This window comes from Streptomyces sp. NPDC051940 (genome assembly GCF_040680895.1).
In the GTDB taxonomy this organism is placed as follows: Bacteria; Actinomycetota; Actinomycetes; order Streptomycetales; family Streptomycetaceae; genus Streptomyces.
The window spans coordinates 42,011-62,531 of the sequence record NZ_JBFAXR010000026.1 but is presented as its reverse complement, the minus strand read 5'-3'; the positions used below and the strand labels follow the sequence as shown (position 1 = coordinate 62,531).

The 20,521-nt window shown below is 70.4% G+C and carries 31 protein-coding genes and 1 tRNA gene; 29 read left to right on the top strand and 3 right to left on the bottom strand.

What is annotated here, in order from left to right; genetic code table 11:
• Nucleotides 1-214 precede the first annotated feature (214 nt).
• From AB0M28_RS13590 to AB0M28_RS13580, 3 genes are all read left to right on the top strand, one after another.
• Complete coding sequence (locus AB0M28_RS13590) at nucleotides 215-937, top strand: hypothetical protein (RefSeq protein WP_365402701.1); 723 nt, start codon at nucleotides 215-217, stop codon at nucleotides 935-937.
• Nucleotides 938-1,644: 707 nt separating this feature from the next.
• Complete coding sequence (locus AB0M28_RS13585; RefSeq protein ID WP_365402698.1) at nucleotides 1,645-1,977, top strand: hypothetical protein; 333 nt, start codon at nucleotides 1,645-1,647, stop codon at nucleotides 1,975-1,977.
• Nucleotides 1,978-2,102: 125 nt separating this feature from the next.
• Nucleotides 2,103-2,675, top strand: a complete 573-nt coding sequence (locus AB0M28_RS13580; RefSeq protein WP_365402695.1) for a hypothetical protein — start codon at nucleotides 2,103-2,105, stop codon at nucleotides 2,673-2,675.
• A 92-nt stretch (nucleotides 2,676-2,767) separates the two neighbouring features.
• Here the strand turns inward: AB0M28_RS13580 and AB0M28_RS13575 are convergent, their stop codons facing one another.
• Nucleotides 2,768-3,070, bottom strand: coding sequence for a DUF6221 family protein (locus AB0M28_RS13575; RefSeq protein ID WP_365402693.1), 303 nt, complete (start codon nucleotides 3,068-3,070; stop codon nucleotides 2,768-2,770).
• A complete protein-coding gene (locus AB0M28_RS13570; protein ID WP_365402690.1) occupies nucleotides 3,067-3,330 on the bottom strand; it encodes a hypothetical protein in 264 nt (87 codons plus the stop codon). Before AB0M28_RS13570 ends, AB0M28_RS13575 begins: the two co-directional genes overlap by 4 nt.
• Before the next feature lie 145 nt (nucleotides 3,331-3,475).
• On the opposite strand from AB0M28_RS13570, the gene AB0M28_RS13565 reads away from it, so the two are divergent.
• From AB0M28_RS13565 to AB0M28_RS13475, 19 genes are all read left to right on the top strand, one after another.
• Nucleotides 3,476-3,643: a hypothetical protein gene (locus tag AB0M28_RS13565; RefSeq protein WP_365402687.1), complete on the top strand. Its 168-nt coding sequence runs from the start codon at nucleotides 3,476-3,478 to the stop codon at nucleotides 3,641-3,643.
• Between the two features lie 5 nt (nucleotides 3,644-3,648).
• Nucleotides 3,649-4,107, top strand: coding sequence for an HTH domain-containing protein (locus tag AB0M28_RS13560; protein ID WP_365402684.1), 459 nt, complete (start codon nucleotides 3,649-3,651; stop codon nucleotides 4,105-4,107).
• Complete coding sequence (locus tag AB0M28_RS13555; protein WP_365402682.1) at nucleotides 4,104-4,616, top strand: hypothetical protein; 513 nt, start codon at nucleotides 4,104-4,106, stop codon at nucleotides 4,614-4,616. The genes AB0M28_RS13560 and AB0M28_RS13555 overlap by 4 nt, the downstream gene beginning before the upstream one ends.
• A complete protein-coding gene (locus AB0M28_RS13550; protein ID WP_365402679.1) occupies nucleotides 4,613-5,062 on the top strand; it encodes a hypothetical protein in 450 nt (149 codons plus the stop codon). The genes AB0M28_RS13555 and AB0M28_RS13550 overlap by 4 nt, the downstream gene beginning before the upstream one ends.
• Complete coding sequence (locus AB0M28_RS13545; RefSeq protein ID WP_365402676.1) at nucleotides 5,062-5,730, top strand: hypothetical protein; 669 nt, start codon at nucleotides 5,062-5,064, stop codon at nucleotides 5,728-5,730. The genes AB0M28_RS13550 and AB0M28_RS13545 overlap by 1 nt, the downstream gene beginning before the upstream one ends.
• A 79-nt stretch (nucleotides 5,731-5,809) precedes the next feature.
• Nucleotides 5,810-5,965 (top strand): hypothetical protein, encoded by a 156-nt coding sequence (locus AB0M28_RS13540; protein WP_365402673.1) that lies wholly within the window; start codon nucleotides 5,810-5,812, stop codon nucleotides 5,963-5,965.
• A gap of 97 nt (nucleotides 5,966-6,062) precedes the next feature.
• A complete protein-coding gene (locus tag AB0M28_RS13535; RefSeq protein WP_365402670.1) occupies nucleotides 6,063-6,362 on the top strand; it encodes a hypothetical protein in 300 nt (99 codons plus the stop codon).
• 10 nt (nucleotides 6,363-6,372) lie between these two features.
• Entirely contained in the window at nucleotides 6,373-7,023 is a 651-nt protein-coding gene (locus AB0M28_RS13530; RefSeq protein WP_365402667.1) for a DUF4352 domain-containing protein, read from the top strand.
• A gap of 117 nt (nucleotides 7,024-7,140) precedes the next feature.
• A tRNA-Met gene (locus AB0M28_RS13525) sits at nucleotides 7,141-7,217 on the top strand.
• A gap of 29 nt (nucleotides 7,218-7,246) precedes the next feature.
• Nucleotides 7,247-7,684 carry a hypothetical protein gene (locus AB0M28_RS13520; RefSeq protein ID WP_365402664.1) on the top strand — a complete coding sequence of 146 codons (438 nt, stop codon included), beginning with the start codon at nucleotides 7,247-7,249 and terminating at the stop codon, nucleotides 7,682-7,684.
• A gap of 30 nt (nucleotides 7,685-7,714) precedes the next feature.
• Nucleotides 7,715-8,692 (top strand): hypothetical protein, encoded by a 978-nt coding sequence (locus tag AB0M28_RS13515; RefSeq protein ID WP_365402661.1) that lies wholly within the window; start codon nucleotides 7,715-7,717, stop codon nucleotides 8,690-8,692.
• Between the two features lie 2 nt (nucleotides 8,693-8,694).
• The gene (locus AB0M28_RS13510) at nucleotides 8,695-8,970 is read left to right on the top strand and encodes a hypothetical protein (protein ID WP_365402658.1); all 276 of its coding nucleotides are present in this window, start codon (nucleotides 8,695-8,697) and stop codon (nucleotides 8,968-8,970) included.
• A gap of 22 nt (nucleotides 8,971-8,992) precedes the next feature.
• Nucleotides 8,993-9,298: a hypothetical protein gene (locus tag AB0M28_RS13505; protein ID WP_365402655.1), complete on the top strand. Its 306-nt coding sequence runs from the start codon at nucleotides 8,993-8,995 to the stop codon at nucleotides 9,296-9,298.
• Between the two features lie 753 nt (nucleotides 9,299-10,051).
• Nucleotides 10,052-10,603, top strand: coding sequence for a hypothetical protein (locus tag AB0M28_RS13500; protein WP_365402652.1), 552 nt, complete (start codon nucleotides 10,052-10,054; stop codon nucleotides 10,601-10,603).
• Complete coding sequence (locus AB0M28_RS13495; protein ID WP_365402649.1) at nucleotides 10,593-11,876, top strand: PBSX family phage terminase large subunit; 1,284 nt, start codon at nucleotides 10,593-10,595, stop codon at nucleotides 11,874-11,876. Before AB0M28_RS13500 ends, AB0M28_RS13495 begins: the two co-directional genes overlap by 11 nt.
• Nucleotides 11,876-12,064, top strand: a complete 189-nt coding sequence (locus AB0M28_RS13490) for a hypothetical protein (RefSeq protein WP_365402647.1) — start codon at nucleotides 11,876-11,878, stop codon at nucleotides 12,062-12,064. Before AB0M28_RS13495 ends, AB0M28_RS13490 begins: the two co-directional genes overlap by 1 nt.
• Before the next feature lie 59 nt (nucleotides 12,065-12,123).
• Nucleotides 12,124-13,617: a capsid protein gene (locus tag AB0M28_RS13485; RefSeq protein ID WP_365402644.1), complete on the top strand. Its 1,494-nt coding sequence runs from the start codon at nucleotides 12,124-12,126 to the stop codon at nucleotides 13,615-13,617.
• Nucleotides 13,618-13,632: 15 nt separating this feature from the next.
• Nucleotides 13,633-15,579 carry a phage minor capsid protein gene (locus AB0M28_RS13480; RefSeq protein ID WP_365402641.1) on the top strand — a complete coding sequence of 649 codons (1,947 nt, stop codon included), beginning with the start codon at nucleotides 13,633-13,635 and terminating at the stop codon, nucleotides 15,577-15,579.
• A gap of 14 nt (nucleotides 15,580-15,593) precedes the next feature.
• Nucleotides 15,594-15,752 carry an Rmf/CrpP fold protein gene (locus tag AB0M28_RS13475; RefSeq protein WP_365402638.1) on the top strand — a complete coding sequence of 53 codons (159 nt, stop codon included), beginning with the start codon at nucleotides 15,594-15,596 and terminating at the stop codon, nucleotides 15,750-15,752.
• Nucleotides 15,753-15,767: 15 nt separating this feature from the next.
• Here the strand turns inward: AB0M28_RS13475 and AB0M28_RS13470 are convergent, their stop codons facing one another.
• Entirely contained in the window at nucleotides 15,768-16,367 is a 600-nt protein-coding gene (locus tag AB0M28_RS13470) for a hypothetical protein (RefSeq protein WP_365402635.1), read from the bottom strand.
• A gap of 44 nt (nucleotides 16,368-16,411) precedes the next feature.
• On the opposite strand from AB0M28_RS13470, the gene AB0M28_RS13465 reads away from it, so the two are divergent.
• From AB0M28_RS13465 to AB0M28_RS13435, 7 genes are read left to right on the top strand one after another with little or no spacing between them, the layout of a single operon-like run.
• Nucleotides 16,412-17,191, top strand: coding sequence for a hypothetical protein (locus tag AB0M28_RS13465; protein WP_365402632.1), 780 nt, complete (start codon nucleotides 16,412-16,414; stop codon nucleotides 17,189-17,191).
• A 16-nt stretch (nucleotides 17,192-17,207) separates the two neighbouring features.
• A complete protein-coding gene (locus AB0M28_RS13460; protein ID WP_365402629.1) occupies nucleotides 17,208-18,272 on the top strand; it encodes a major capsid protein in 1,065 nt (354 codons plus the stop codon).
• 5 nt (nucleotides 18,273-18,277) lie between these two features.
• On the top strand, nucleotides 18,278-18,679 hold the full coding sequence (locus AB0M28_RS13455; RefSeq protein ID WP_365402626.1) for a hypothetical protein: 402 nt from the start codon (nucleotides 18,278-18,280) through the stop codon (nucleotides 18,677-18,679).
• The gene (locus AB0M28_RS13450) at nucleotides 18,676-19,242 is read left to right on the top strand and encodes a hypothetical protein (protein ID WP_365402624.1); all 567 of its coding nucleotides are present in this window, start codon (nucleotides 18,676-18,678) and stop codon (nucleotides 19,240-19,242) included. Before AB0M28_RS13455 ends, AB0M28_RS13450 begins: the two co-directional genes overlap by 4 nt.
• A gap of 17 nt (nucleotides 19,243-19,259) precedes the next feature.
• A complete protein-coding gene (locus tag AB0M28_RS13445) occupies nucleotides 19,260-19,772 on the top strand; it encodes a hypothetical protein (protein WP_365402623.1) in 513 nt (170 codons plus the stop codon).
• 15 nt (nucleotides 19,773-19,787) lie between these two features.
• Entirely contained in the window at nucleotides 19,788-20,201 is a 414-nt protein-coding gene (locus AB0M28_RS13440) for a hypothetical protein (protein ID WP_365402620.1), read from the top strand.
• Nucleotides 20,198-20,515, top strand: a complete 318-nt coding sequence (locus AB0M28_RS13435; protein WP_365402617.1) for a hypothetical protein — start codon at nucleotides 20,198-20,200, stop codon at nucleotides 20,513-20,515. The genes AB0M28_RS13440 and AB0M28_RS13435 overlap by 4 nt, the downstream gene beginning before the upstream one ends.
• Nucleotides 20,516-20,521 lie beyond the last annotated feature (6 nt).

Here is a 20,521-nt window from a genome sequence, read left to right as displayed (position 1 = left end):
GCCATGAGTCCACATCATGGCAGGACCCAAGTCGAGTTGTCCGTTTGACGCACGCGCCAAGTTCGCCTCTCGACGCCCACGCGCCCGACGGGCTGCACGTCGACGACGTCTCCCACTTGAGCATGCGCGAGGGGCGCACCCCATGTCTCCCCAGACCGGTGCGCCCCAACGGTGAGATCACCGTACCGCCCCACGCACCACAGGAGCAGCCACGATGACCACCGACACGACCGCCGCACACCTCGCCACGATCATCAACAGGTGGGGCGACCTCCACGACGCGCTCACCACCCACACAAGCGCCCCCTGGCCCCCCGCTGGCCGCATGAGCGACTACCTCGCCCAGCTCGATGCCGCCGACCGTGAGATCGTCCGGCAGAAGCGCGCACAGGACCGCGCCGCCGAGCGCTCCCCCGACCAGATCGGCGAGACCAGCCCGCCGCTCAACATCGACACGTTGGACACGATGCGCGCCGTCGAGGCCGCCCTCGTCCACCTCGCCGACGCCATCGCATCCGCGATCCAGCGCGGCCCCGCACGCGAGATCCGCGCCGCCGGCCCCCTCGACGAGGCAGGCGTCAAGCTCCACATGGCCACCCTCCTCGACGCGCGCGACCGGCGCCGCTGGTCGCTGACCGCCCCCACCTACCGGCGCGCCCCGTACGCCGCTGCGTGGCTCCTCGCGCGCGTCGAGGACGCCCCTGGGCCCTTCCGAACGCTCACCGCCGTGCAGCGCGACCACATCGCCTCAGTGGCCCGCGCAGCCACCCGCAGAGTCGAGCAGGCCCTCGGCATGGCTGTGCACCGCGCAAAGGTCGGCGAACCGTGCCCGAAATGCCGCGGCCAGCTGCGCGTCGAGGGCGGGGACGGCACGGCGCCGGCGGTGAAGTGCCGCGGCTGCGGAGCGACATGGTGCGAGCGGGAGTCCGCGGCGTAGGGCCATCGCCAGATTCAGCGAAGCGGAATAGGCAACGCGATCGGATTGGACTGCCCTTGCCACGTCACGTGTACCTCCGTGACATCGGGAATTCTGTCCGCGCTCAAGATCCGGAACTGATGCCCTTGACCATGCAGAAGCGTTCTGTTCACCGGCAGATCATGAACCTGACCAGGTGCCGCGCTGGCGACTGTGGCCGTCACATCCACAGCTGTTGCCTTCCCGTAGTTCCGGAGGACGAACAGGTTCCCACGCAAGTGCTCAACGCAAAGGTCTACACGGGGCCGTGCCACCTCTACCTCGGCGGCACGGCGCTCCTGCGCCTCTCGACGCTGGTCCATGAGTGCAGCCTCATCGACGGTTGCCGACCTTTCTGCCGCGGCGGCCGATCGCACTGCGGCTTCCGCCGACCGCGCGCTGTCCCCCCGTGCCTTCCACGTGATCCCCACAGCGAGGCCCGACAGCACAAGTGCGACCCAAGCGGGCACGTCTCCCCAATCCATGGGCGGACTGTAGCTAACCGTCGGCACAATGCGCCCATGGATGCAGGGGGCGTGGCGCTAGTCGGGGCCGTTGCAGCGGTCCTAGGGGCAGCGGTTGGCGCCGGAGGAGCTCTCGGCTCGGCCGCCATTACTGGCAAGCAAGTTGCTAGAACGCAGCATGACCAGTGGCGCCGGCAGGTTCGACGAGATTCCTACAGCGCATTGATGACCGCCTGCGCCGAGTGCATGACGGCGCTCAACGCCTCTCGTGCACTGTTTCGTGAGGGGCACACGCCCAGCCCGGAGCTTGACGAGGCTCTCGCGCCCGCTCGGCTGGCACTGAGAGATGCACAAAGAAGCGGAACCGTCGTGCTCCTGGAAGGCCCGGTTTCGATCAAAACACCATGCGTAGCGATGGTCGGCAGCTTCGTCGACCTTGTGAGCTGCGCAGGAGGCGAATTTACGGAGTCGGAGTTCGATGCCGCTCGCAGGCGAGCGGCTAACCACGGCGAGGCCTTCATGAAGGCTGCATCGGAGGTCATCGATGGCACAACGTGAAAGGGAGTGGGCGGGTGTGCGATGCACAAACCCCCTCCTGCGCAGCTATCACGTCAGAGTGCGACGGGAGTAGCTCATCGTAGGATCAGCCATCGGACCGTCGGATGCTCCGCCACACTCGGCGCATGGACCCTGCCCTTTCTGGCCTCATCGGCGCGCTTGGGGGTGCCGCTGTCGTCTCTATCGGCACGATCGCCACCACGTGGATCACGTCCCGTGCGACAGCCCAGCAACAGGCCGGGCAACTTCGACAGCAGGCTGAGCAGCTCCAGCAACAGCACCGATTCGAGCATCTCCGCGAACGCCGCGACCCGCGTAGCTCCGCCTACTCCGCGTTTCTTGCGAAGGGTCGCGAGCTGCGCGACACCGTCAGCCGGGACACCCAAACCGCAGCGGACTCCTCCCAAATGCGTTCACACAGTGACGACGTTGATGAACTACGTCGCCTCGCCGCGACCGTCAGCATCGAGGGTCCGGATGAGATCACGCAGCCAGTTGCAAACGTCCAGATGGCTGCATCCCGAGTCTGGCTGACGGCATACCAGATAGCGATCGCTCGCGAGCGCGGCGACACCGAACGAAGAGATGCCATGCTCAGGGACTACATTGCGGCCGAGCGAGAGCTCGACAGAATGCTCGACGCCTTCCTCAACTGCGCACGCAAGATCCTCGACGAATTCGGCCACGACTCAACTTGACGGCGAACCCGGCAAGACTCGACGGAGCGCCGTACTCTGGCCCCTCAAGTGAGCCCCCGCCGCATTGCGGATGGGGGCTCCATCACGTTCGACTACGGCAGCCACTCCGGGCGGTAGTCGTTGTGCCAAGCGTAAGGCAGGGCGAGGAGCCTGAGGACGTGGCTCAGCTTGCCGTCGCACTCCCTCATGATGTAGTCGACGATCGCCCGCTTCGTCTCGACCTCCGCTAGGACCTGGGTCGGGCTGTGGCGGGTGATGTGCGCGACGTCGGCACGTGGGAGGTACTCCGCGGCCTCGCGGCCGTACCACCCATCACGCTCCGCCTGTGTCGCCTGCGCTATGTGCTCCTCCTCGTCGAGGCGTGCACGTAGCCATGCAATGAGGTCGTCCGTCACGACCGCCCCTCGGCGTCGGGCCGCTGAAGGTCTGTGCGCTCGCCCGGGCGCAGCTCCCGCGCGTCGTAGTACGCACGCGCCTCCGCAAGATCCCACACATCGCGCGTGCTGCCCGGCTGCCGGCGCGCAGCCGGGAACTTCGGGTCCTTCGTGCGCAGCGCGTGCAGCCACTGGCGCGTAACGCCCAGCTCCACGGCGAGCTGCGAGAGGTTCACCAGCCTGCCCTCCTCAGCGCGCCCCGGCTCCTGCCCGTCCGGCATAGGGTCCATCCTGCCCAACCTCGTTGACACTGTAAAGCAGGTTCCCTAGCGTGGAGCCTGCACAACTCAAAGCCCCCGGCCCGGCGTTGGAGCGCCACATGGGCCGGGGGCGACCCACTCCCGCCGATCACAGGAGCAGGCCGTCATGGAGCCTACCCACCAGCCCACCCCGGAGCCCACGGCCAAGCGCCCGTTAACCGGCAGCTCGATCATCGACGAGCCGGCCACCGTCGAACGCTGCCGCGAGGACTACGCCGCGAACCCGTGCGCCCGCGTCGAGTTTGACCTCGCCGTGCACCGGTCCCGCCCGTGACGACCATGACGCAGCCCGACGCAGACCGCGACGCACGACGCGACGCAGTGCGACGCCTACGCGACGCGCGCGTCAGCGGACACGAGATCGCGCGTCAACTCGGCATCAGCGAGGCCACCGTACGACGCGACCTCAAGGCCCTCGCCCAGGATGGCGCGCCGAAGGCGTCACCCCTCCCACCTGCGATGACGCACAGTGACGCACGCGACGCGGCGCACGACGCGCCCGCGACAGACGCGCGCACCCTCGTGAACGCGGCGCGCGACACGCTCCGCGCCATTCACCCTGACGCGCTGCGCCACGACCACGACGCGGCGCACGCCACGAGGCACCCGCTCCGCACCTGCATCTCCCTCGCGATCGCCCTCCTGGCGCAGTCCGACCCGCTCGACAACGACGACCGTGACGCGCTGCGCCAGCTCGCCGATCGCCTCAACCACCAGGCCAACAGGAGACCCTCGTGACCACCCCCGAGCCGCAGTGGTGGGCCGGCATCTACGACGACGACGGAGAGCAGCGCCCGCACACCGACTACACCGAGTACGACCCCGACCCGCACCGGCCCTGGTGGCAGGTCCGCCGCGGCGTGCTCCCCCCGCTGCCGGACGCACCGCGCGAGGCACCGCCGACGGTGCAGGTCACGATCAACCAGCCCGCGCCCCGGGTGCGGTCCCGCGCGGAGGACCGGCGCGCCGCCCGCATGCGCTGGTGCCTCGTGCACGCGGCGGCGGCCGGCGTCGGCTACGGCCTCGGCCTCGTCGGCCTCGTCGCCACCGCGATGACCACCGCCGACGGCGGAGCCCTCGCCATGGGCACCGGCTTCTGCCTGATCGCGGCGATCCCCGCCGTCTACCTGCCCGGCCTGCCCTGGATCCCGCCGCCCCTGCGCCCGATGACGATGTGGCTGGCCCGCATCCCGGTCGCCTCCGCCGTGCTGGCCGTGCTGCTGTACGCGCCCGGAGGCACCCGATGATGACCATCGCAGCGCCCCCGGGGACAGCGTTCGGCGCGGTCGGCGCCGGCGGCCTCGCGCTCGTGCTGACGGTCGTCCTCATCCTCGGCGTACGCGGCCGCGGCAAGCAGCGCCTGCGCGACAACGGCGCCTTGGCCGTGGCGTTCCTCGCGGGCACCGCCTACCGGGCCGCGGGGGAGTTCTGGGTCAACGCCGAGCAGGTCACCACGCAGGGCCTCACCGGCCTCGGCGTCGGCGGCCGCGGTCCGTTCGGCGAGCTGGGCATCGGCGCCGTCTGCTGCCTCCTCGTCGCCCTCGTGCTCCTCGCCCCGCTCACCCCCGGCCGCGCCGCCCTCCTCGGCCTCGTCGCCGCCCTGGTGTTCCCCACGGCCGGCGTCGGCACCATCTGGCACGTCCCGGTCAGCCTCGCCGCCGCCGTCCTGTTGATGATCGGAGGTGGCGGCTGATGGACGCGTGGATGGCGTTCTGGCGCGCCGTATGGGTCGGCTCCTCAACGATCAGCAGATGGCTGGGGGACCGGCTCCGACAGGGCACCTGGCTCAAGGTCGCCAGCGCGGCCGGGATCGCGCTGTTCCTCAACGGGCTGCACGTCCTCGACACCATCGCGTGGGTCCTCGCCGCGGTGTGGGCCGCCGTCGCGATCCCCCTCGGCCTGCGCACCCCCGCACCACCGAGCTACATCCGGCCCCCAGTGCACGATCCCCTCGACGACGAGACCGACGACGAGGTGTGGGAGCGGATCACCAGCCGCGTCGAACGCCAGCCGATCCACCCCGACGACCTCGCCGCGGCCCTCCGCACGGTCGCCGCCCCCCATGCCCACACTGCCGCTGTCGCCACCCACCTCGGCGAGTCCCCCGACCGCGTCCGTGATGCCCTCCGTACGGCTGGCATCCCCACCCACCCGGTGCGCATGCGGGGCCGCGGGGTGAGCACCGGCGTACGGGCGGGCGACATCCCCCCGCTCCCCGACGATCCGACTCCCGATCCGGGGGCGGATGTTGCCGCAGGTCAGGCCAGCAACAACAACATCAACAACACCGGTGCGCCGTTCGAGGTCGTGCCGGACGCGGAGCGCCCGTACCGATCCATCGTGCGCTGGCGCCGCAAGTAGACCCCGGGGCGGCCGCCATGCTGCCAGGCCGTCGGCCGCCCCGGTCCCCATCCCGATCACACGAGACAGGAGATCCAGCATGGCACTCACCACCGGATTCCCGATCCGCCGGGAGGACGTCCCCCCGGAGATGGAGGACCGTCTCGGTCCGCCGCTGCCGTACAGCCCCGGCCGCGGCGGCCACTACCCGCAGCAGCAGACACAGAAGCCGGCCAAGGAGCCGGACAAGAAGTAGCCGCCCCCGCGCGCCCCCGGATCGGGGCCGTCCGGCCTATGCCGGGGGCACGCGCTTACCCGTACCGTCCCGAGACGCAAACATCCCAGGGGGGATCGTGCACCACCGGAGAACCATCATCATCACGGCATCCGCGGCCATCGCCGCCGCGCTGATCTGGTTAGCGATCTGGCTGTCACAGCCGTCGTACGACGACATCGTGCGGGACTGCCTGAAGGCCCTCGACGCCCAGGACGCCGCCGGCACCAAGGGGAAGCCGGACGCCTGCAGCGACGTGAAGGAAGACGACTACGTGGCCCTCATCGTCAGCCGGACATTCAAGAAGATGCCCGTCGAGGATCAGAAGCTCCTCGACTACTACGACGACGGATCGATCAACGACAGCATCGGCAACTGAGGGGGACCCCATGACGTACCCGAACCAGCACCAGCCGCCCCAGCAGGGCCCGCAGCAGCCCTACGGCTACGGCCAGCAGCCCCCGCCCAACTGGGGCGGACCCCAGCCGCCGATGCCGCCCCAGCAGCAGGGCATGAGCACCGGCTCCAAGGTGGGCATCGGCTGCGTCGGCGCCTTCGCCCTGGTCCTCATCCTCGGCATCGGCGCCTCCCTCGCCGGCGGAGGCGACGACGACCCGAGCAGCAAGACGCCGGCCGCGGATGTGTCGAGCAGCGCGCCAGCCACGCAGGCCGAGGATGAGAAGGCGAGCAGCAAGCCGGAGAAGGCGAAGCCTGCTCCCATCGCAGTCAAGGCCGTCCCCACGAAGTACGCCCCGTCTGTCCTGGCCGATGGCAAGCCACACACCAGCGTCAAGGTCACGGTGACGAACAACAGCGGCAAGACGATCGACATCAACCCGCTGTACTTCTCGATCACCGACACCAACGGCACCCGCCACACCGCGGAACTCGGTGTCGACGAGCGCCAGATGGAGACCACCGAGCTGGCCCCGGGCGAGAACATCACCGGGGTGATCACCGGGAAGGGCGCGTTCACAGCGAAGACCGTCACCTACAAGGACGGGTTCATCGGCGACTCGGTGCGCGCTGATGTGAAGTAACGCTTGCAACACGAACGATCGTGCTGCATTCTGAAGGCGCGTCCGGCGTGCCCGGAGACAACGAGACACAACTACGGCCCCTGTCCCCCCCCCCGGCAGGGGCCGTAGTGCGTCCCCACCGCGGTAGAGCAGCCCGGTAGCTCGCCGGCCCCATACGCCGGAGGACGCCGGTTCGAATCCGGCCCGCGGCACCACACCGAAGACCCCGCAGAAAGGCCACGCCGTGGCTGACTTCACCTTCAACATCGCCAAGGGTCGCGTCGCCTACTACGCCTCCCTCCCGGCCGCCAGCGACGGCCTCGTCATCATCGCCCTGGAGAGCAGCGGGCTCGAGGCGCAGAGCGTCCTGGAGGACAAGGACGACTTCGCCGCCGTCGTCGCCGGCACCACCAACGAGCAGACCACCGTGGGCCGGATGCCGCTCACGAACGTGACGGTCACGGTGGACGACACGAACAACCGGGTGAACGTCGATGCCGACAACGTCACCTGGACCACCCCCACCGGCAACCCCGTCGGCGCGCTGGTCGTCTGCTACGACCCGGACACCACCACCGGCACCGACATCACGCTGATCCCGCTCACCCACCACGGCCTGAGCTGGACACCCGACGGCAACGCCTTCACCGCCAACATCGCGGACCTCGTCAGGGCCTCGTAGGGCACCCGACGCAGGCCCCGGGAGGTCGACGTGGCCACCTTCTCCGACGACTTCAACCGCGCCGACTCCTCCAACCTCGGCGCGGGCTGGGTCGAGGTGTCGGGTGACTGGTCCATCGCGAGCAACCGCCTCCACCCGGGCACCGCCACGGGCACGGTCATCGCCCGCGCCGCGACGGCGATGGACACCAGCGACCACTCGGCGCAGGCCACGATCGCGGTCGCCGCGGTCGCGTCTCAGGGCGTGTGGTGCCGCGGCGACGCCTCCCTGACCACCGGCTACCTGTGGCGCAACGACGGCAGCACGTGGAACCTGTTCGCGGTGTCCGGCGGCTTCACGAGCATCGGCTCCTTCGCCGGCGGCGCCGTCAGCGGCGACGTGATGAAGGTGCAGGCCGTCGGCTCGACGATCAAGGGCTTCGTGAACGGGGTCGAGCGCGTCTCCGTCACCAACACGACCGTGACGTCGGGCACGAGCTGCGGCCTCCGCTCTGACACGCCAGGCACCCTCAGGTACGACGACTTCACAGCGGCCGACTTCGTCTCCGGCGTCACCCTCGGCACCGCCACCGAGACGGACACCGCGCAGCCGCTCACCGGTGGTAAGGCGACGACGCTCGGCACCGCCATCACCACGGAGCAAGCGCAGCCCTGGACGGGCGCGAAGGCCGCGAGCGTAGGCGCCGCGACGTCGACCGAAGCGGCGCGGCCTCTCACCGGGGCAAAGACCGCCACCCTCGGCACCGCCTCGAGCACGGAGACGGCGCAGCCCATCACCGGGACCGTGAGCGCGACGCTCGGCACGGCCACCGTCGCCGAGGTCGCGCAGCCGATCACCGGCAGCAAGAGCGCCACGCTGGGCACCGCGCTGGAGGTCGACACCGCCCGGCCCATCACCCCACCGGCGGGCGCCATCCAGCCGCATCCGGACCGCACGTACGCGATCCCCGCCGAGAACCGCACGCTGATCATCCCCGCCGATCCCCGCACCGTGACCGTCGGGAGGTAGGCGTGACCGACCACTTCATCAAGGACCCGGACGCCACCCTCGACTACACCTGGGACTGGACCCTGTGGTGCGCCGGCAACAAGACCATCATCAGCGCCGTGATCATCCTCCCGCCGGGGCTGACCGCTGTCGGCGAGCCCATCGTCACCTCGCCCACCGTGTCCCAGGTGATCTCAGGCGGCACCCTCAGCGAGACGTACAAGGCGACCTGCCGCGTCACCACCGCGGGCGGGATCATCGACGACCGCTCTCTGTGGATCACCATCCGCGACCGCTGACCACAACTCCAGGAGGCCCCTCATGCAGCCCACCATCGGCCGCATCGTCCGCTACACCCTCACCGAGGCCGACGCCGAGCAGATCAACCGGCGCCGCAAGGACTTCCACCAGAGCGGCGTGGCCCAGGACCACACCGGCTACGTGGGGCACGTTGGCAACCACGCGCAGGCCGGCGACGTGTTCCCGGCAATGATCGTCCGCGTCTGGGATGAGGGCACGGTGACGGTCAACGCGCAGGTGTTCCTCGACGGCAACGACACCCTGTGGGCGACCTCCCGGGCTGAGGGCGAGGGCCCGGGCACCTGGGTGTGGCCCTCCCTCGGCTGACCAACGGGAGCGGAGCGACGTACGGCCGTTCGACTCTGGCCTGCTCAACCACCGCACGAACAGGGGATCCTCGGTTCGACCCCAACCCGCAACTCGCGTTCTACAACTTGACCGCTGGAGATTCACGAACTCAGCCGCTGCGATTTCAGAGTGAAATCACGGCTGTCGAATTCGCTGTGCGCTAGAGTCCGTGATGGATAGAAACTATGTATCAAAGCAACTATCGGCTTCACGGCCGATGCGGGATGGCCCGACCCTGGTGCTACAGGGCCGGGCCACGTACCCCGCGCTGTGGGCCCGGCCGAACTCCTTGAGGCCGGGCCCACGTCTGTGAGCTCGGTCCCTTCCGGGGCCACGGGCCAGCCCGGCATCTACCGGAACTGCCCCACGCAAGCGATGGCGGCGATCAACAGGCCCGAAACCTCCAGAGCAAGCCGTAGCTTCGGACTTGACCACCAGCGGTTCCGGTCTCCCGGGTCCCCCTCTTCCATCGGTCCTCCTCGGACTACCCCAAGGGCCCTGGGGTTTCAGGGCCTCCGCCGCCGAAGAACGGGTCGACAGCGAAGCCTGCGGGGCGCCCGTTGAGAACGAGGTCAATCTACCGCTCCTTAGCGGCAGTTCGGCGGCTTCTGCGAACTACCCGCAGCAGCGGGTGCCGGTAAACACCGCTGCATGACAGTGGATCGGTGAACGCCGGAGAATTCGACATTTCTTTCGCTAGGGGCGAACACCCCCAGGGCAGCGGGGGTGATCATGTCCGGCCGCCCAGTCACGGACGAGACGTTCGAGCAGGTCCGCTGGCTCCACGCGCAGGGCCTCTCCCGCAACGAGATTGCCCGCCAGCTCGAACGTTCCGGCCGAACCGTGTCGATCATCTCAGCCAAGCTCGGGCTGACCTACGACCGTTCGGCAACCGAAGAGGCCACCCGCGCGCGCATGGCCGACCTCGCCGAGCGCCGCGCGATCCTCGCCGAGGAGCTGCATACCGACGCCGAGCGGCTCTCCGCCCGCATGTGGCAGCCCGCGAAGGTGTTCGCGTTCGGCGGCAAGGACAACACCTACGCCGAGGAGTACATCGACGAGCCGCCGGCCGACGCGAAGAAGTCGCTCATGGCCGCCGCCGGCATCGCCATCGACCGCTCGCTGAAGCTGTGCCCCCCGCAGGACGACGGAGGCGCCGAGGCCGCCAAGTCGATGGTCGGGCAGATGCTCACCGGCCTGACCGCGGTGTACTGCGAGCAGAAGGCCGCGCAGCAGGCAGCGGAGGAGCAGCCCGCAGACGAGGGGGACGGTGATGCTCCGTGACCTCCCTGTCCCGCTGTCCCGCCGGCAGGTAGAGAGCATCGTCGAGGCGCAGGACGCCCCGATCGCCCTGTGGTCGGGGGCGGTGTCCTCCGGCAAGACCATCGCCTCGCTGATCGCGTTCTTGATCAGGCTCACCGTCACCCCGGATCACGGGCTCGTCGTCATCGTGGGCCGCACCCTGCAGACGATCGAGCGGAACATCCTCGACCCGCTGCAGTCGACGCACCTCTTCGGGCCGATCGCCAAGCACGTGATCCACACCAACGGCGCGAACACCGCACGCATCCTGGGCCGTACAGTGCACCTCGTCGGCGCCTCCGACGCCCGCGCCGAGGGCCGCATCCGCGGCGCGACGATCGCCCTGGCGTACGTCGACGAGGCGACGCTGCTGCCGCAGGCGTTCTGGATGATGCTGCTGTCCCGACTCCGCGTCGGGGACCAGTCCAGGCTGATGGCCACGACGAACCCGGACGGGCCGTTCCACTGGCTGCGCCGGGACTTCCTCCTGAAGTCGGCCCACGTGGGGCTGGTGAACTGGCACTTCACCCTCGACGACAACCCGTCGTTGGACCCCGGATTCGTCGCCCGGCTCAAGGCGCAGTACCACGGCCTGTGGTACCGGAGGTTCATCCTCGGCGAGTGGTGCCTCGCCCAAGGCGCCGTCTACGACATGTGGGACGAGGACCGGCACGTCGTCGACCTGCTGCCGTACATGCGCCGGTGGCTCGCCGTCGGCATCGACTACGGCACCGTCAACCCGTTCTCCGCGGTCCTCCTCGGCCTGGCCGAGGACCAGCACCTGTACGTGGTGTCGGAGTACCGGTACAGCTCGGCCGACTCGTTCCGGCAGCTCACGGACGCCGAGTACAGCCAGGGAGTGCGTCAGTGGCTGGCGAACGTGCGCCGGCCGGGTGAGAGCGGCAACACTCGTGGCGTCCAACCTGAATGGATCTTTGTGGATCCGTCGGCTGCATCGTTCATGAACCAGCTGTGGACCGAGCGCGTCCCGAACATCGCCCCCGCGATCAACGACGTGTTGGACGGGATCCGCTCCGTAGGCGTAGCGCTGGGCTCCGGCCTGCTGCGCGTCCACCGCTCCTGTGCGGGCCTCCTTGGCGAGCTTCCCGGCTACGCCTGGGACGAGAGGGCGGCCGAGCGGGGCGACGACAAGCCCCTGAAGGTCGACGACCACAGCGCGGACGCGCTGCGCTACGCCGTCCACTCGACCGCGCATGAGTGGCGCGGCCTGATCGACTACGCGAAGGCGGCCTGATGGCGACCACGCACATCCCGATCTTCATGCGGATCGGTGACGGCGCCGAGCAGGAGGTGGGCGTCATCGACATGCCCGTCTCCTGCACCGCCACGGTGACAGTCACGTCCTGCGGTGTCGCCGCCGCGCTCCGTGCCGCCGCCGATGAGATCGAGCACCCCAGCAGCGGCGAGGAGGCGACGACCTGATGCCCCGCCCCGGGAAGAATGACCCCTGGCCGCCCGTCCACCCCGCGATCAGTGCGGACATGGCCGACTGGTCCGCCTGGTACTCCGCGAACCCCGACCGTCTCGCCTACCGCTACCAGAACCGGCACCGCGACAACGCCCGCTTCGGCCCGCCCGAGAACCGGCCCTCGCAGTACCGCGGCGGCATCGTGGGCCGCGTCGCGCGGTGGTTCTGGGGCGAGCCCACCCCCCTCGGCGAGAAGCGCGCGAATCTCCACATGCCACTCGCCCGCGACATCGCCCGCACCAGCTCCGGCCTGCTGTACTCCGAGCCGCCCGCGCTGAAGGCCAAGAACACGGGCACTCAGGAACGTCTCGAGCAGCTCATGGACGTGAGCATGAAGCGCACCCTGATCGGCTCCGGCAGCGACGGCTCAGCTCTGGGCGGCTCGTACCTGCGGGTGGTGTGGGACACCGACATCCGCGAACGCCCCTGGATCTCCTCCGTCCGGGCGGACGGCGCCGCACCGGAATTCGCGCACGGCGACGTCCTGCGCGCGGTGACGTTCTGGACCGTGCTGGAGGCCGACGGGCAACGCATCGTCCGCCACCTCGAGCGCCACGAGCCCGGCGTCATCCTGCACGGCGTGTACGAGGGCACCGAGCACAACCTCGGCAAGCCCATCGACCTCGCCGCCTTCGAGCAGACCAAAGACCTGCTGCCTGTCCGCGCGCTGCCGATCGGGAAGCGGCTGGCAGCCTCCTACATCCCGAACACGATGGAGGCCCCGGACTGGGACGACATCCCCGGCGCCGCCGGCCTCGGCACGAGCGACTTTCAGGGCGCGGAGACGTTCCTGTCCGCGATCGACGAGACGTACACCTCCTGGATGCGCGACGTACGCCTCGCCCGCTCCCGGATCATCGTCCCGGCCGGCTACCTGCAGTCCAACGGCCCCGGCCAGGGCGTGTCGTGGGAGGACCGCGAGGTGTTCGCGGAGATGAACATCCCCCCGACCGGGGAGAAGGGCATCACCCTGAACCAGTTCGCGATCCGGCACGCGGAGCACCGGGCCACGATCGAGGAACTGGTCGGCAAGGTCATCCGCAACGCGGGGTACAGCGGGGGCACGTTCGGCGACGACAGCGACGGCCAGGCGGTCACCGCCACGGAGATCAAGGCGCGCACCGCACGGTCGATGACGACCCGCGCGACGAAGGCGGAGCTCGCCGCGGCGGGCATCGCCGACGTCGTCGAGGTGCTCCTCATGCTCGAGGCTTCCGCCCTCTTCCCGGGCGTGGCCGGCGTCGAGGTCGAGCGGCCGGACGTGGTCTTCGCGGACTCCGTGCAGGACGACATCCGCACCCTGGCGGAGACGGCCGAGCTGCTGCGCCGCGCCGAGGCCGCGTCCACCGACACCCTCGTACGGCTCACCAACCCGGACCTCAAAGACGAAGAGGTCGCGGCCGAGGTGGCGCGGATCCGCGACGAGGTCGCCCCGCCCATGGCCGACCCGGTCCTCACCGGCGCCGAGGGCTTCCCCGCACCGTCAGGCAGCGCGGGCGACGAGTAGCCGCGGGGGTGCACGATGCCGGTCTCCCCCGAGATGGCCGAGGACCTCGCCGCGCGGGTGCGGGAGCTGTACGACGCGGCCGAGGTCGACCTGCTGGAGCGGCTCGCCAAGGCGCTCGTGGAAGGGATCGACTCCCCAGCGTGGGCGCAGCTCAAGCTGGCCGCCGTCGGGGACCTGCGGCGCGCCGTCGAGGACGTCACACGCGCGCTGGAGCAGGACGCCAACGGCGCGGTCCGGCTGGCGCTGGCCGAGGCGTACCAGCGGGGCGAGCAGGCCGCGCTGGTCGAGCTGGGCGCCGTGCCCGTGGGGAACGAGGCGTTCATCCGCCGCCAGCTGCCGGGCGCGGCCGCGGTGGACCGCCTCGCCGCCTCGTACGCCCGGGACACCCGGCCGCTGTACGCCCGCATCACCCGCGCTGTGGTCGATGTCTTCCGCAGCGTCGTGACGCGCGCCTCCGGCGGTGTGCTGCTGGGCACGGAGACCCGCAGGCAGGCGTCGCAGCGCGTCCTCAACCAGCTGACCCGCAACGGCGTGACCGCCTTCACCGACCGGGCCGGCCGGAACTGGAACGTCGCGTCGTACGCCGAGATGGCGGTGCGGTCCGTCACCGCGCGGGCTGCGATCGAGGGGCACACGGATCGCCTGGCCGAACTCGGCGTCGGGCTCGTGATGGTGTCGGACGCTCCGCTGGAGTGCCCACTGTGTGCCCGCTGGGAGGGCGAGGTGCTGGCGCTGGCCGGCGAACCGGGGCCGCGGACGGTGCGCGTCGAGCACGCCACCGAGGATGGTCGTACGGTCGCGGTGCACGTCGTGGGGACGCTGGTGGAGGCCCGCGCGGCGGGGCTGTTTCACCCCAACTGCAGGCACAGCCTCTCCGCGTACATCCCTGGGGTGACGACCCGCCCGCACACTCCGCCGACGCCGGGCACGACGTACGAGGACACGCAGCGGCAGCGGCAGATCGAGCGGCACATCCGGGCGTGGAAGCGCCGGCAGGCCGCGGCGCTGACTGACGACGAGCGGCGCGCTGCGGGCAGGAAGGTCCGCGAGTGGCAGAAGGCGCTGCGGGAGCATCTCGCCGAGCATGACGCGCTGCGCCGCAAGCGGGAACGCGAGCAGCTCCCCAAGGCGGCCGCCCCGGCGCCGCCGACACGCGAGCAGGCCGCGGCGGTCCGGGTACGTACCGACCCGGGGGCGCTGCGGGAGATGAGCGAGGACGACCTCGCCGCCGCAATGCGCTCACCGCAGCTGGACGCCGACGACTTCCGGCAGATCGAGGCCGAGATCGGCCAGCGTGAGGAGCAGCGGCGCCGCGACAGCCTGTTCCCCGGCGGCCGGCTCGTAGACGACGTCACCGGGTACAGCGAGGACGACCTCGGCTGGGCCCTGCGGTTCGCGACGTTCGAGGAGGCTGAGCGGATCGCCGCGGAGATCGACCGCCGGTATCCGCCCGCCGCGCTCCCGTCGGCGCGCGGCGCCGCGACCGTCGAGGGCCAGCTGGCCGACCGGGCCGCGGTCGACGAGCTGCTCGCCCCGGCCGAGCCGGAGGACTGGGCGCACCTCGCCCTCGCCCCGGACATCGACCGCGATGATCTGTCCCGCGAGGAGCGGTGGCTCGCCGACCGGCAGGCCGCGGCCGACGCCGGGCGCAGTGCATATACCCGGGCGCAGGTGCGGGAGATGTACCGCGAGCACGTCTACGCCCAGTACCTCGACGCCGAGGACGCGCTCCGCGGCGTGCTGCTCTCCCGCCAGGCCGAGGCTGACGGGATGGACCCGATCAGCATGTTCACGGGTCCGTCACACATCGCCTACGCGCGCGCCTCAGAGGAGCTGAAGCGGTGGTGGCAGGATCACCCCCGCACTACCCTGGCCGAGTACACCGAGCAGGTCACCGGGCAGCGCAGCAGCGAGGGCGACAGGGCCCGCAAGGCGCGCGGCGACCAGCAGAACCGACTCTGACCAAGGGGGCCGCGATGGGGCCGCGAGAGCAGGTGACGCGCGCGCTGCACGAGGGCGCCGCGGCCGGCCGCGCGGGCGATCGCCCGACTGCGTGCCCGTACGAGCGCGGCGACCTGCGCCGCTCGGCGTGGCTCCGCGGCTACGCCAAGACCCGCCCCCTGCCGGGCGAGTAGACCGTTCCAGGCGCGTCAGAACCCGCCGATCAAGCCGAGGACCGTTCCGAGGGCAGCGAGAAGCAGGCCCCAGGTCTCCAGGCGCAGCCCGCCGGCCTGCGACTCGGCGAGTTCCGCTCTGGCCGTCGAAGCCGCATCGGCGATAGCCGCCTTGAGCTGAACCTCGGCCGTCTCGCGTGCTCCCCGCTCGTCGTCTATGCGCTGGCGTAGATCGGCTGTGACCTTCTGCGTTTCGGTGGACTGCCTCACCAGGAAAGCAACGGTCTCCTCAAGTGTGGCGGTAGGGCTCGGCCCCACGATGCCGGTCGCGCCGAACGCTAAGCCTCCTCCAGCGAAGGCGGCACTGCCGACAACCACGTTGTGAGGCCGTTGCTGCCGTCGACCGAGGCCAGCCAGCACCTCGCGCCAGAGCCGCCGTGCCGTGCCCACGATGCCGAGCCGATTGGGCCCGTACTGAAGTCGCGTGGCGCGGACGCCGACGCCCGCCAGCGCGAGCCCGACGAGCTGCACGATGCCGCCCACGAGTGTCCATGCGTTCATGCGCAGACCGTAGGCGGCATCGCGCGCGCTGAGAACGGCGTGTGCGCGCAGCTGCGCGCCTTTGTCTTCCGGCATCGCCCGCACGGGCACCGCCGGGCAACCCGAAACGGGAGAACACCATGCAGCACCCTTTCAAGCACCCCCTCGCAGCACATGCAGCGATGACCGTGCTCGGGTACCGCCGCAACGGCAGCCCGATCTACGCCATCGCGGGTGGCAACGGCGAGGGCGAAGGCGGCTCCGCCTCCAGCGGACAGTCCGGCTCCGGTGACACCGGGCAGGCTGGACAGGGCGGTTCCGACGGTGCCGGCGCAGGCTCCGGCCAGGGCGGGCAGCCCTCCGGGAAGGACCCCGGGCAGTCCGGGTCCGGCACGGACGGCGGAACCGACTGGGAGGCCAAGTACCGCGAGGCCATGGGCCACTCCCGGGAGTGGGAGAAGCGCGCGAAGGCCAACTCGGGTGCTGCTGAGGAGCTGGAAAAGCTCAAGCAGCAGAACATGACCGAGCAGGAGAAGGCGGTCGCAGCCGCGGAGAAGGCAGGCCGCACGGCCGCCGCCCAGGAGTCGCAGACCGAGATCGACAAGCGGGACGCGACGATCCGCGAACTGTCGATCAAGGACGCGGTCCGGGACCGCGCGGAGAAGCACGGGGCCAGGGCCAGCGCGCTCCTCGACTCCGTCTCCTTCCAGCAGAAGATCGCCGATCTCGACCCGTCCGCGAAGACGTTCGGCGCCAACCTCGACGACGCGATCAAGACCGCCGTCAAGGACAACCCGGCGTACGCCCTGCAGCCCGCCGGCCGCTCCGGCGGCGACCTGTCCGGAGGCACCGGCGAGAGCGGCGCCAAGAAGCGCTCCGGCTCCCTCGCCGGGGCTATCGCGGATCACTACCAAACCTGACCACAGGGAGAACCTCATGCCCGTGACGCTCGCTCAGGCGATGCTCAACACCCAGGCGGACGTGGACTACGCCGTCATCGACAACCTCCGCCGCAACAGCTGGCTGTTCCGCAACATGGTCTGGGACGACACCGTCACCCCGGGCACCGGCGGCGGCTCGCTGACCTACGGCTACACCCGCCTGCTGGCCCCGTCGACGGCGGCGTTCCGGAAGTTCAACGAGGAGTTCGTCCCCAACCAGGCTACGCGCGAGCGTAAGACGGTCGAGCTGCACCCGCTCGGCGGCGCGTTCAACGTCGACCGCAAGCTCGCCCGGCTCGGCCCGGCGCAGTCCAACGAGATCATGTTCCAGATGTCGCAGAAGCTGACCTCGATGCGGACCCGCTTCCAGCAGGAACTGATCCTGGGCGACACCGCCGTCGACGACGCCGGGTTCGACGGCCTCGACAAGGCCCTCGTCGGGCAGTCCACCGAGTACCTGCCCCTCACCGAGGGTGTCGCGACGGGCTACCTCGACTGGTCTCCGGCTACGGTCACCACCGAGGACATCGCCATGAGCGCGTTCGACGCGTTCGACGACTTCCTGTCCCGGATCATGGGCTCGCAGACCGGCTCCGGCGACACCGGCGCCGACGGCTCGATCCCGGCCGGGGTGAAGGCCATCCTCGGCAACACCAAGTCGATCTCCCGGATCAAGTCCCTGGCCCGCCGCGCCTCGCAGTTCACTGCCGAGCGCGACAGCCTCGGGATCCTCGTCGAGCGGTACGGCGACTGGGTCCTCGTCGACATCGGCGACCGCGCCGACGGCTCCGCCCCGATCATCCCGATCCGGTCGGCGGACACCGACGGCGGTGGCGCCGGCGGCGTCATCACCGGCCTGACCGACATCTACGCCGTGAGCATGGGCCTGGACGCCTTCCACGGCGCCGCGATGGCCGGCACCCCGCTCGTCGAGACGTACCTGCCCGACTTCACCGTGCCCGGCGCGGTCAAGACGGGTGAGGTCGAGATGGGCCCGGTGGCCGCAGTGTTGCGCAACACGAAGTCGTGCGGCGTGCTGCGCAACGTGAAGGTGCGGTGATCAGCGTGCCGAACAAGTACAAGATCGAAGCCCCGGTGCGGTCGTTCACCGGCGAGTCGGTGGGCGTGCACTTCCACAAGGGCACCGGCTACGTCGACACCGACACGAAGGAGGGCCGGGCGGCGCTGGAGTACTTCCGCCGGCACGGCTACGGCGTCGCCGAGGCCGACGACGTCACGGAAGAGGAGCGCGTCCAGGAACTGGTCACCGGCGTCCCGGCGCAGCGCGACCCGCAGGTGTTCGACCCGGCGCAGCACGACGCGCCCGCAGTCATCGCCTACCTCGACGAACACGCCGACGACGAGGTCGAGGTCGCCCGTGTCCTCGACGCCGAGCGCAACGGCAAGGCCCGCAAGACCGTCCTCGCCCGCGGCGAGCAGCAGACGAAGGAGAGCGACCCGTCATGACGCTCCTCGGAACCTTCCGCGGGAACCCCCGCAACGACCTCGGCTGGCTCAACTCCGCCGGCCGCCCCGACCCCGAAGCCACATTCCACCGGGCGAACCTGCCGCGCGTGGGCCTCGACGACGTCGCCGCGGCCGCGACCGGCGTGATGTGCTCGGTGGCGCTGTACCTCCAGGACGGAGACCTGGTCACCAACCTGACGTTCATCAGCGCGGGCACCGCGGCCGGTACGCCGACGAACCACTTCGCGGCCCTGTACTCCGGTGCGGGGGCGCTGATGGCGCAGTCGGCGGACAAGCTCACCGAGGCGTGGGCGGCCGACACCGCGAAGACGTTCGCGCTCGCGACGCCGCAGCGGATCACCAAGTCGGGGATCTACTACGCGGCGCTGTCGGTGACCGCCACAACCGTCCCGACGGTCGTCGGCTCCGTCGGCGCGAAGCCGTTCCTCACCGGGGAGGGCAACCTCTCCCAGACGTCCGGCTCCGCGCTGACGGGCACCGCTCCGGCGACCATCGCCACCCCCGCATTCAAGCGGGCGGTGCCGCTGGTCATCGCAACCTGACGAGAGGGTGAACCTGGATGCCACTCAACAGCAGCAGCCTCACGCTGCGCGTGCAGGCCGACCAGACCAGCCTCCTCGACCTGGCCACCGGCCAGATCAAGCTGGACTGGGGGCAGTCCCCGCTGGCGCTGGGCTCCGGCGTCGCGGCGAACCAGGCTGACCGGTTGTTCACCGACCGGCGCACGCTGGCAGCGTCCGCGAGCGAGGATCTGGACCTCGCCGCGGTCCTGCTGGACGCGTTCGGGGCCACGCTGACGTTCGCCCGGATCAAGGGACTGATCGTCAAGGCCGACTCGGCGAACATCAACAACGTGATCGTCGGTGGGGCCGCGGCCAACGGCTTCGTGTCCTGGGCCGGCGGAGCCACGCACACGGTGACGGTGCGGCCGGGCGGTGTGCTGGCGCTGTGGGCGCCGGACGCTGTCGCGTACGCGGTCACCGCGGGCACCGCGGACCTGCTGAAGGTCGCCAACGGCGGCGCCGGCAGCGGCGTCACGTACGACATCATCCTGATCGGCGCTTCAGCGTAGGGGGAGGTGGGCCGGATGCCTCGTCTGTACGCGACACCGGCCGACCTCGGCCCGTCGCCCCCGGAGAACGCCGAGGAGTTGTGCGAGGCCGCGTCGGACTTCCTCGACGCGGAGATCTTCCGTACCTCCCTGTTCGACGCCGACGAGGACGGCTACCCGTCCAACACGATCGTCCGGGAGGCGTTTCGGCGGGCGACGGTGGCGCAGGCCCGCTGGTACGTCAAGGCAGCCGGCGGCGACCCGGACGGCGCGTCTGGCGTCGGTTGGGGCACCATCGAGATCGGTTCCGCGAAGCTGTCCCGCTCGGTCACCGATGTGTCGGGCAGCGCGTCGCCCGCGCGGGAGATCGCCCCGCGGGTGTGGGACGTGCTGCGCTCACCGGATCTGACCCGGGACATTTTCGTCCTCGGGGTGGTGGTCTCCGGGTGAGCACGGACATCAGCTTCCTGTTCGGCCACACCGTGACCGTCGAGCCGTACGAGGGGCAGTCGGGCACGGGCCCTGTGTACGGCGGCCCTGTGGCCGTGCGCTGCTTCCTCGATGAGAAGACGCGTGAGGTCCGCGACCGGCACGGCGAGGTGGTCGTGTCGTCGTCGACGGCGTACTGCCGGCTGGACACGGTGGCGCCTGCGGAGTCGCGGGTGACGCTGCCGGACGGCAGGGCGACGCGTGTGATCGCCGCTCTGCGGCGGGACGGCGGCGGCCTGCCCACGCCGGATCATCTGGAGCTGCAGCTCGTGTGAGGAGGG

Bases quoted from the DNA above. Each gene is read 5' to 3' on its own strand.
- AB0M28_RS13590 (WP_365402701.1), top strand. From the start codon at position 215: ATGACCACCGACACGACCGCCGCACACCTCGCCACGATCATCAACAGG.
- AB0M28_RS13585 (WP_365402698.1), top strand. From the start codon at position 1,645: ATGACCGCCTGCGCCGAGTGCATGACGGCGCTCAACGCCTCTCGTGCA.
- AB0M28_RS13580 (WP_365402695.1), top strand. From the start codon at position 2,103: ATGGACCCTGCCCTTTCTGGCCTCATCGGCGCGCTTGGGGGTGCCGCT.
- AB0M28_RS13570 (WP_365402690.1), bottom strand. From the start codon at position 3,330: ATGCCGGACGGGCAGGAGCCGGGGCGCGCTGAGGAGGGCAGGCTGGTG.
- AB0M28_RS13565 (WP_365402687.1), top strand. From the start codon at position 3,476: ATGGAGCCTACCCACCAGCCCACCCCGGAGCCCACGGCCAAGCGCCCG.
- AB0M28_RS13560 (WP_365402684.1), top strand. From the start codon at position 3,649: ATGACGCAGCCCGACGCAGACCGCGACGCACGACGCGACGCAGTGCGA.
- AB0M28_RS13550 (WP_365402679.1), top strand. From the start codon at position 4,613: ATGATGACCATCGCAGCGCCCCCGGGGACAGCGTTCGGCGCGGTCGGC.
- AB0M28_RS13545 (WP_365402676.1), top strand. From the start codon at position 5,062: ATGGACGCGTGGATGGCGTTCTGGCGCGCCGTATGGGTCGGCTCCTCA.
- AB0M28_RS13540 (WP_365402673.1), top strand. From the start codon at position 5,810: ATGGCACTCACCACCGGATTCCCGATCCGCCGGGAGGACGTCCCCCCG.
- AB0M28_RS13530 (WP_365402667.1), top strand. From the start codon at position 6,373: ATGACGTACCCGAACCAGCACCAGCCGCCCCAGCAGGGCCCGCAGCAG.
- AB0M28_RS13505 (WP_365402655.1), top strand. From the start codon at position 8,993: ATGCAGCCCACCATCGGCCGCATCGTCCGCTACACCCTCACCGAGGCC.
- AB0M28_RS13500 (WP_365402652.1), top strand. From the start codon at position 10,052: ATGTCCGGCCGCCCAGTCACGGACGAGACGTTCGAGCAGGTCCGCTGG.
- AB0M28_RS13495 (WP_365402649.1), top strand. From the start codon at position 10,593: ATGCTCCGTGACCTCCCTGTCCCGCTGTCCCGCCGGCAGGTAGAGAGC.
- AB0M28_RS13490 (WP_365402647.1), top strand. From the start codon at position 11,876: ATGGCGACCACGCACATCCCGATCTTCATGCGGATCGGTGACGGCGCC.
- AB0M28_RS13485 (WP_365402644.1), top strand. From the start codon at position 12,124: ATGGCCGACTGGTCCGCCTGGTACTCCGCGAACCCCGACCGTCTCGCC.
- AB0M28_RS13480 (WP_365402641.1), top strand. From the start codon at position 13,633: ATGCCGGTCTCCCCCGAGATGGCCGAGGACCTCGCCGCGCGGGTGCGG.
- AB0M28_RS13475 (WP_365402638.1), top strand. From the start codon at position 15,594: ATGGGGCCGCGAGAGCAGGTGACGCGCGCGCTGCACGAGGGCGCCGCG.
- AB0M28_RS13470 (WP_365402635.1), bottom strand. From the start codon at position 16,367: ATGCCGGAAGACAAAGGCGCGCAGCTGCGCGCACACGCCGTTCTCAGC.
- AB0M28_RS13465 (WP_365402632.1), top strand. From the start codon at position 16,412: ATGCAGCACCCTTTCAAGCACCCCCTCGCAGCACATGCAGCGATGACC.
- AB0M28_RS13460 (WP_365402629.1), top strand. From the start codon at position 17,208: ATGCCCGTGACGCTCGCTCAGGCGATGCTCAACACCCAGGCGGACGTG.
- AB0M28_RS13450 (WP_365402624.1), top strand. From the start codon at position 18,676: ATGACGCTCCTCGGAACCTTCCGCGGGAACCCCCGCAACGACCTCGGC.
- AB0M28_RS13445 (WP_365402623.1), top strand. From the start codon at position 19,260: ATGCCACTCAACAGCAGCAGCCTCACGCTGCGCGTGCAGGCCGACCAG.
- AB0M28_RS13440 (WP_365402620.1), top strand. From the start codon at position 19,788: ATGCCTCGTCTGTACGCGACACCGGCCGACCTCGGCCCGTCGCCCCCG.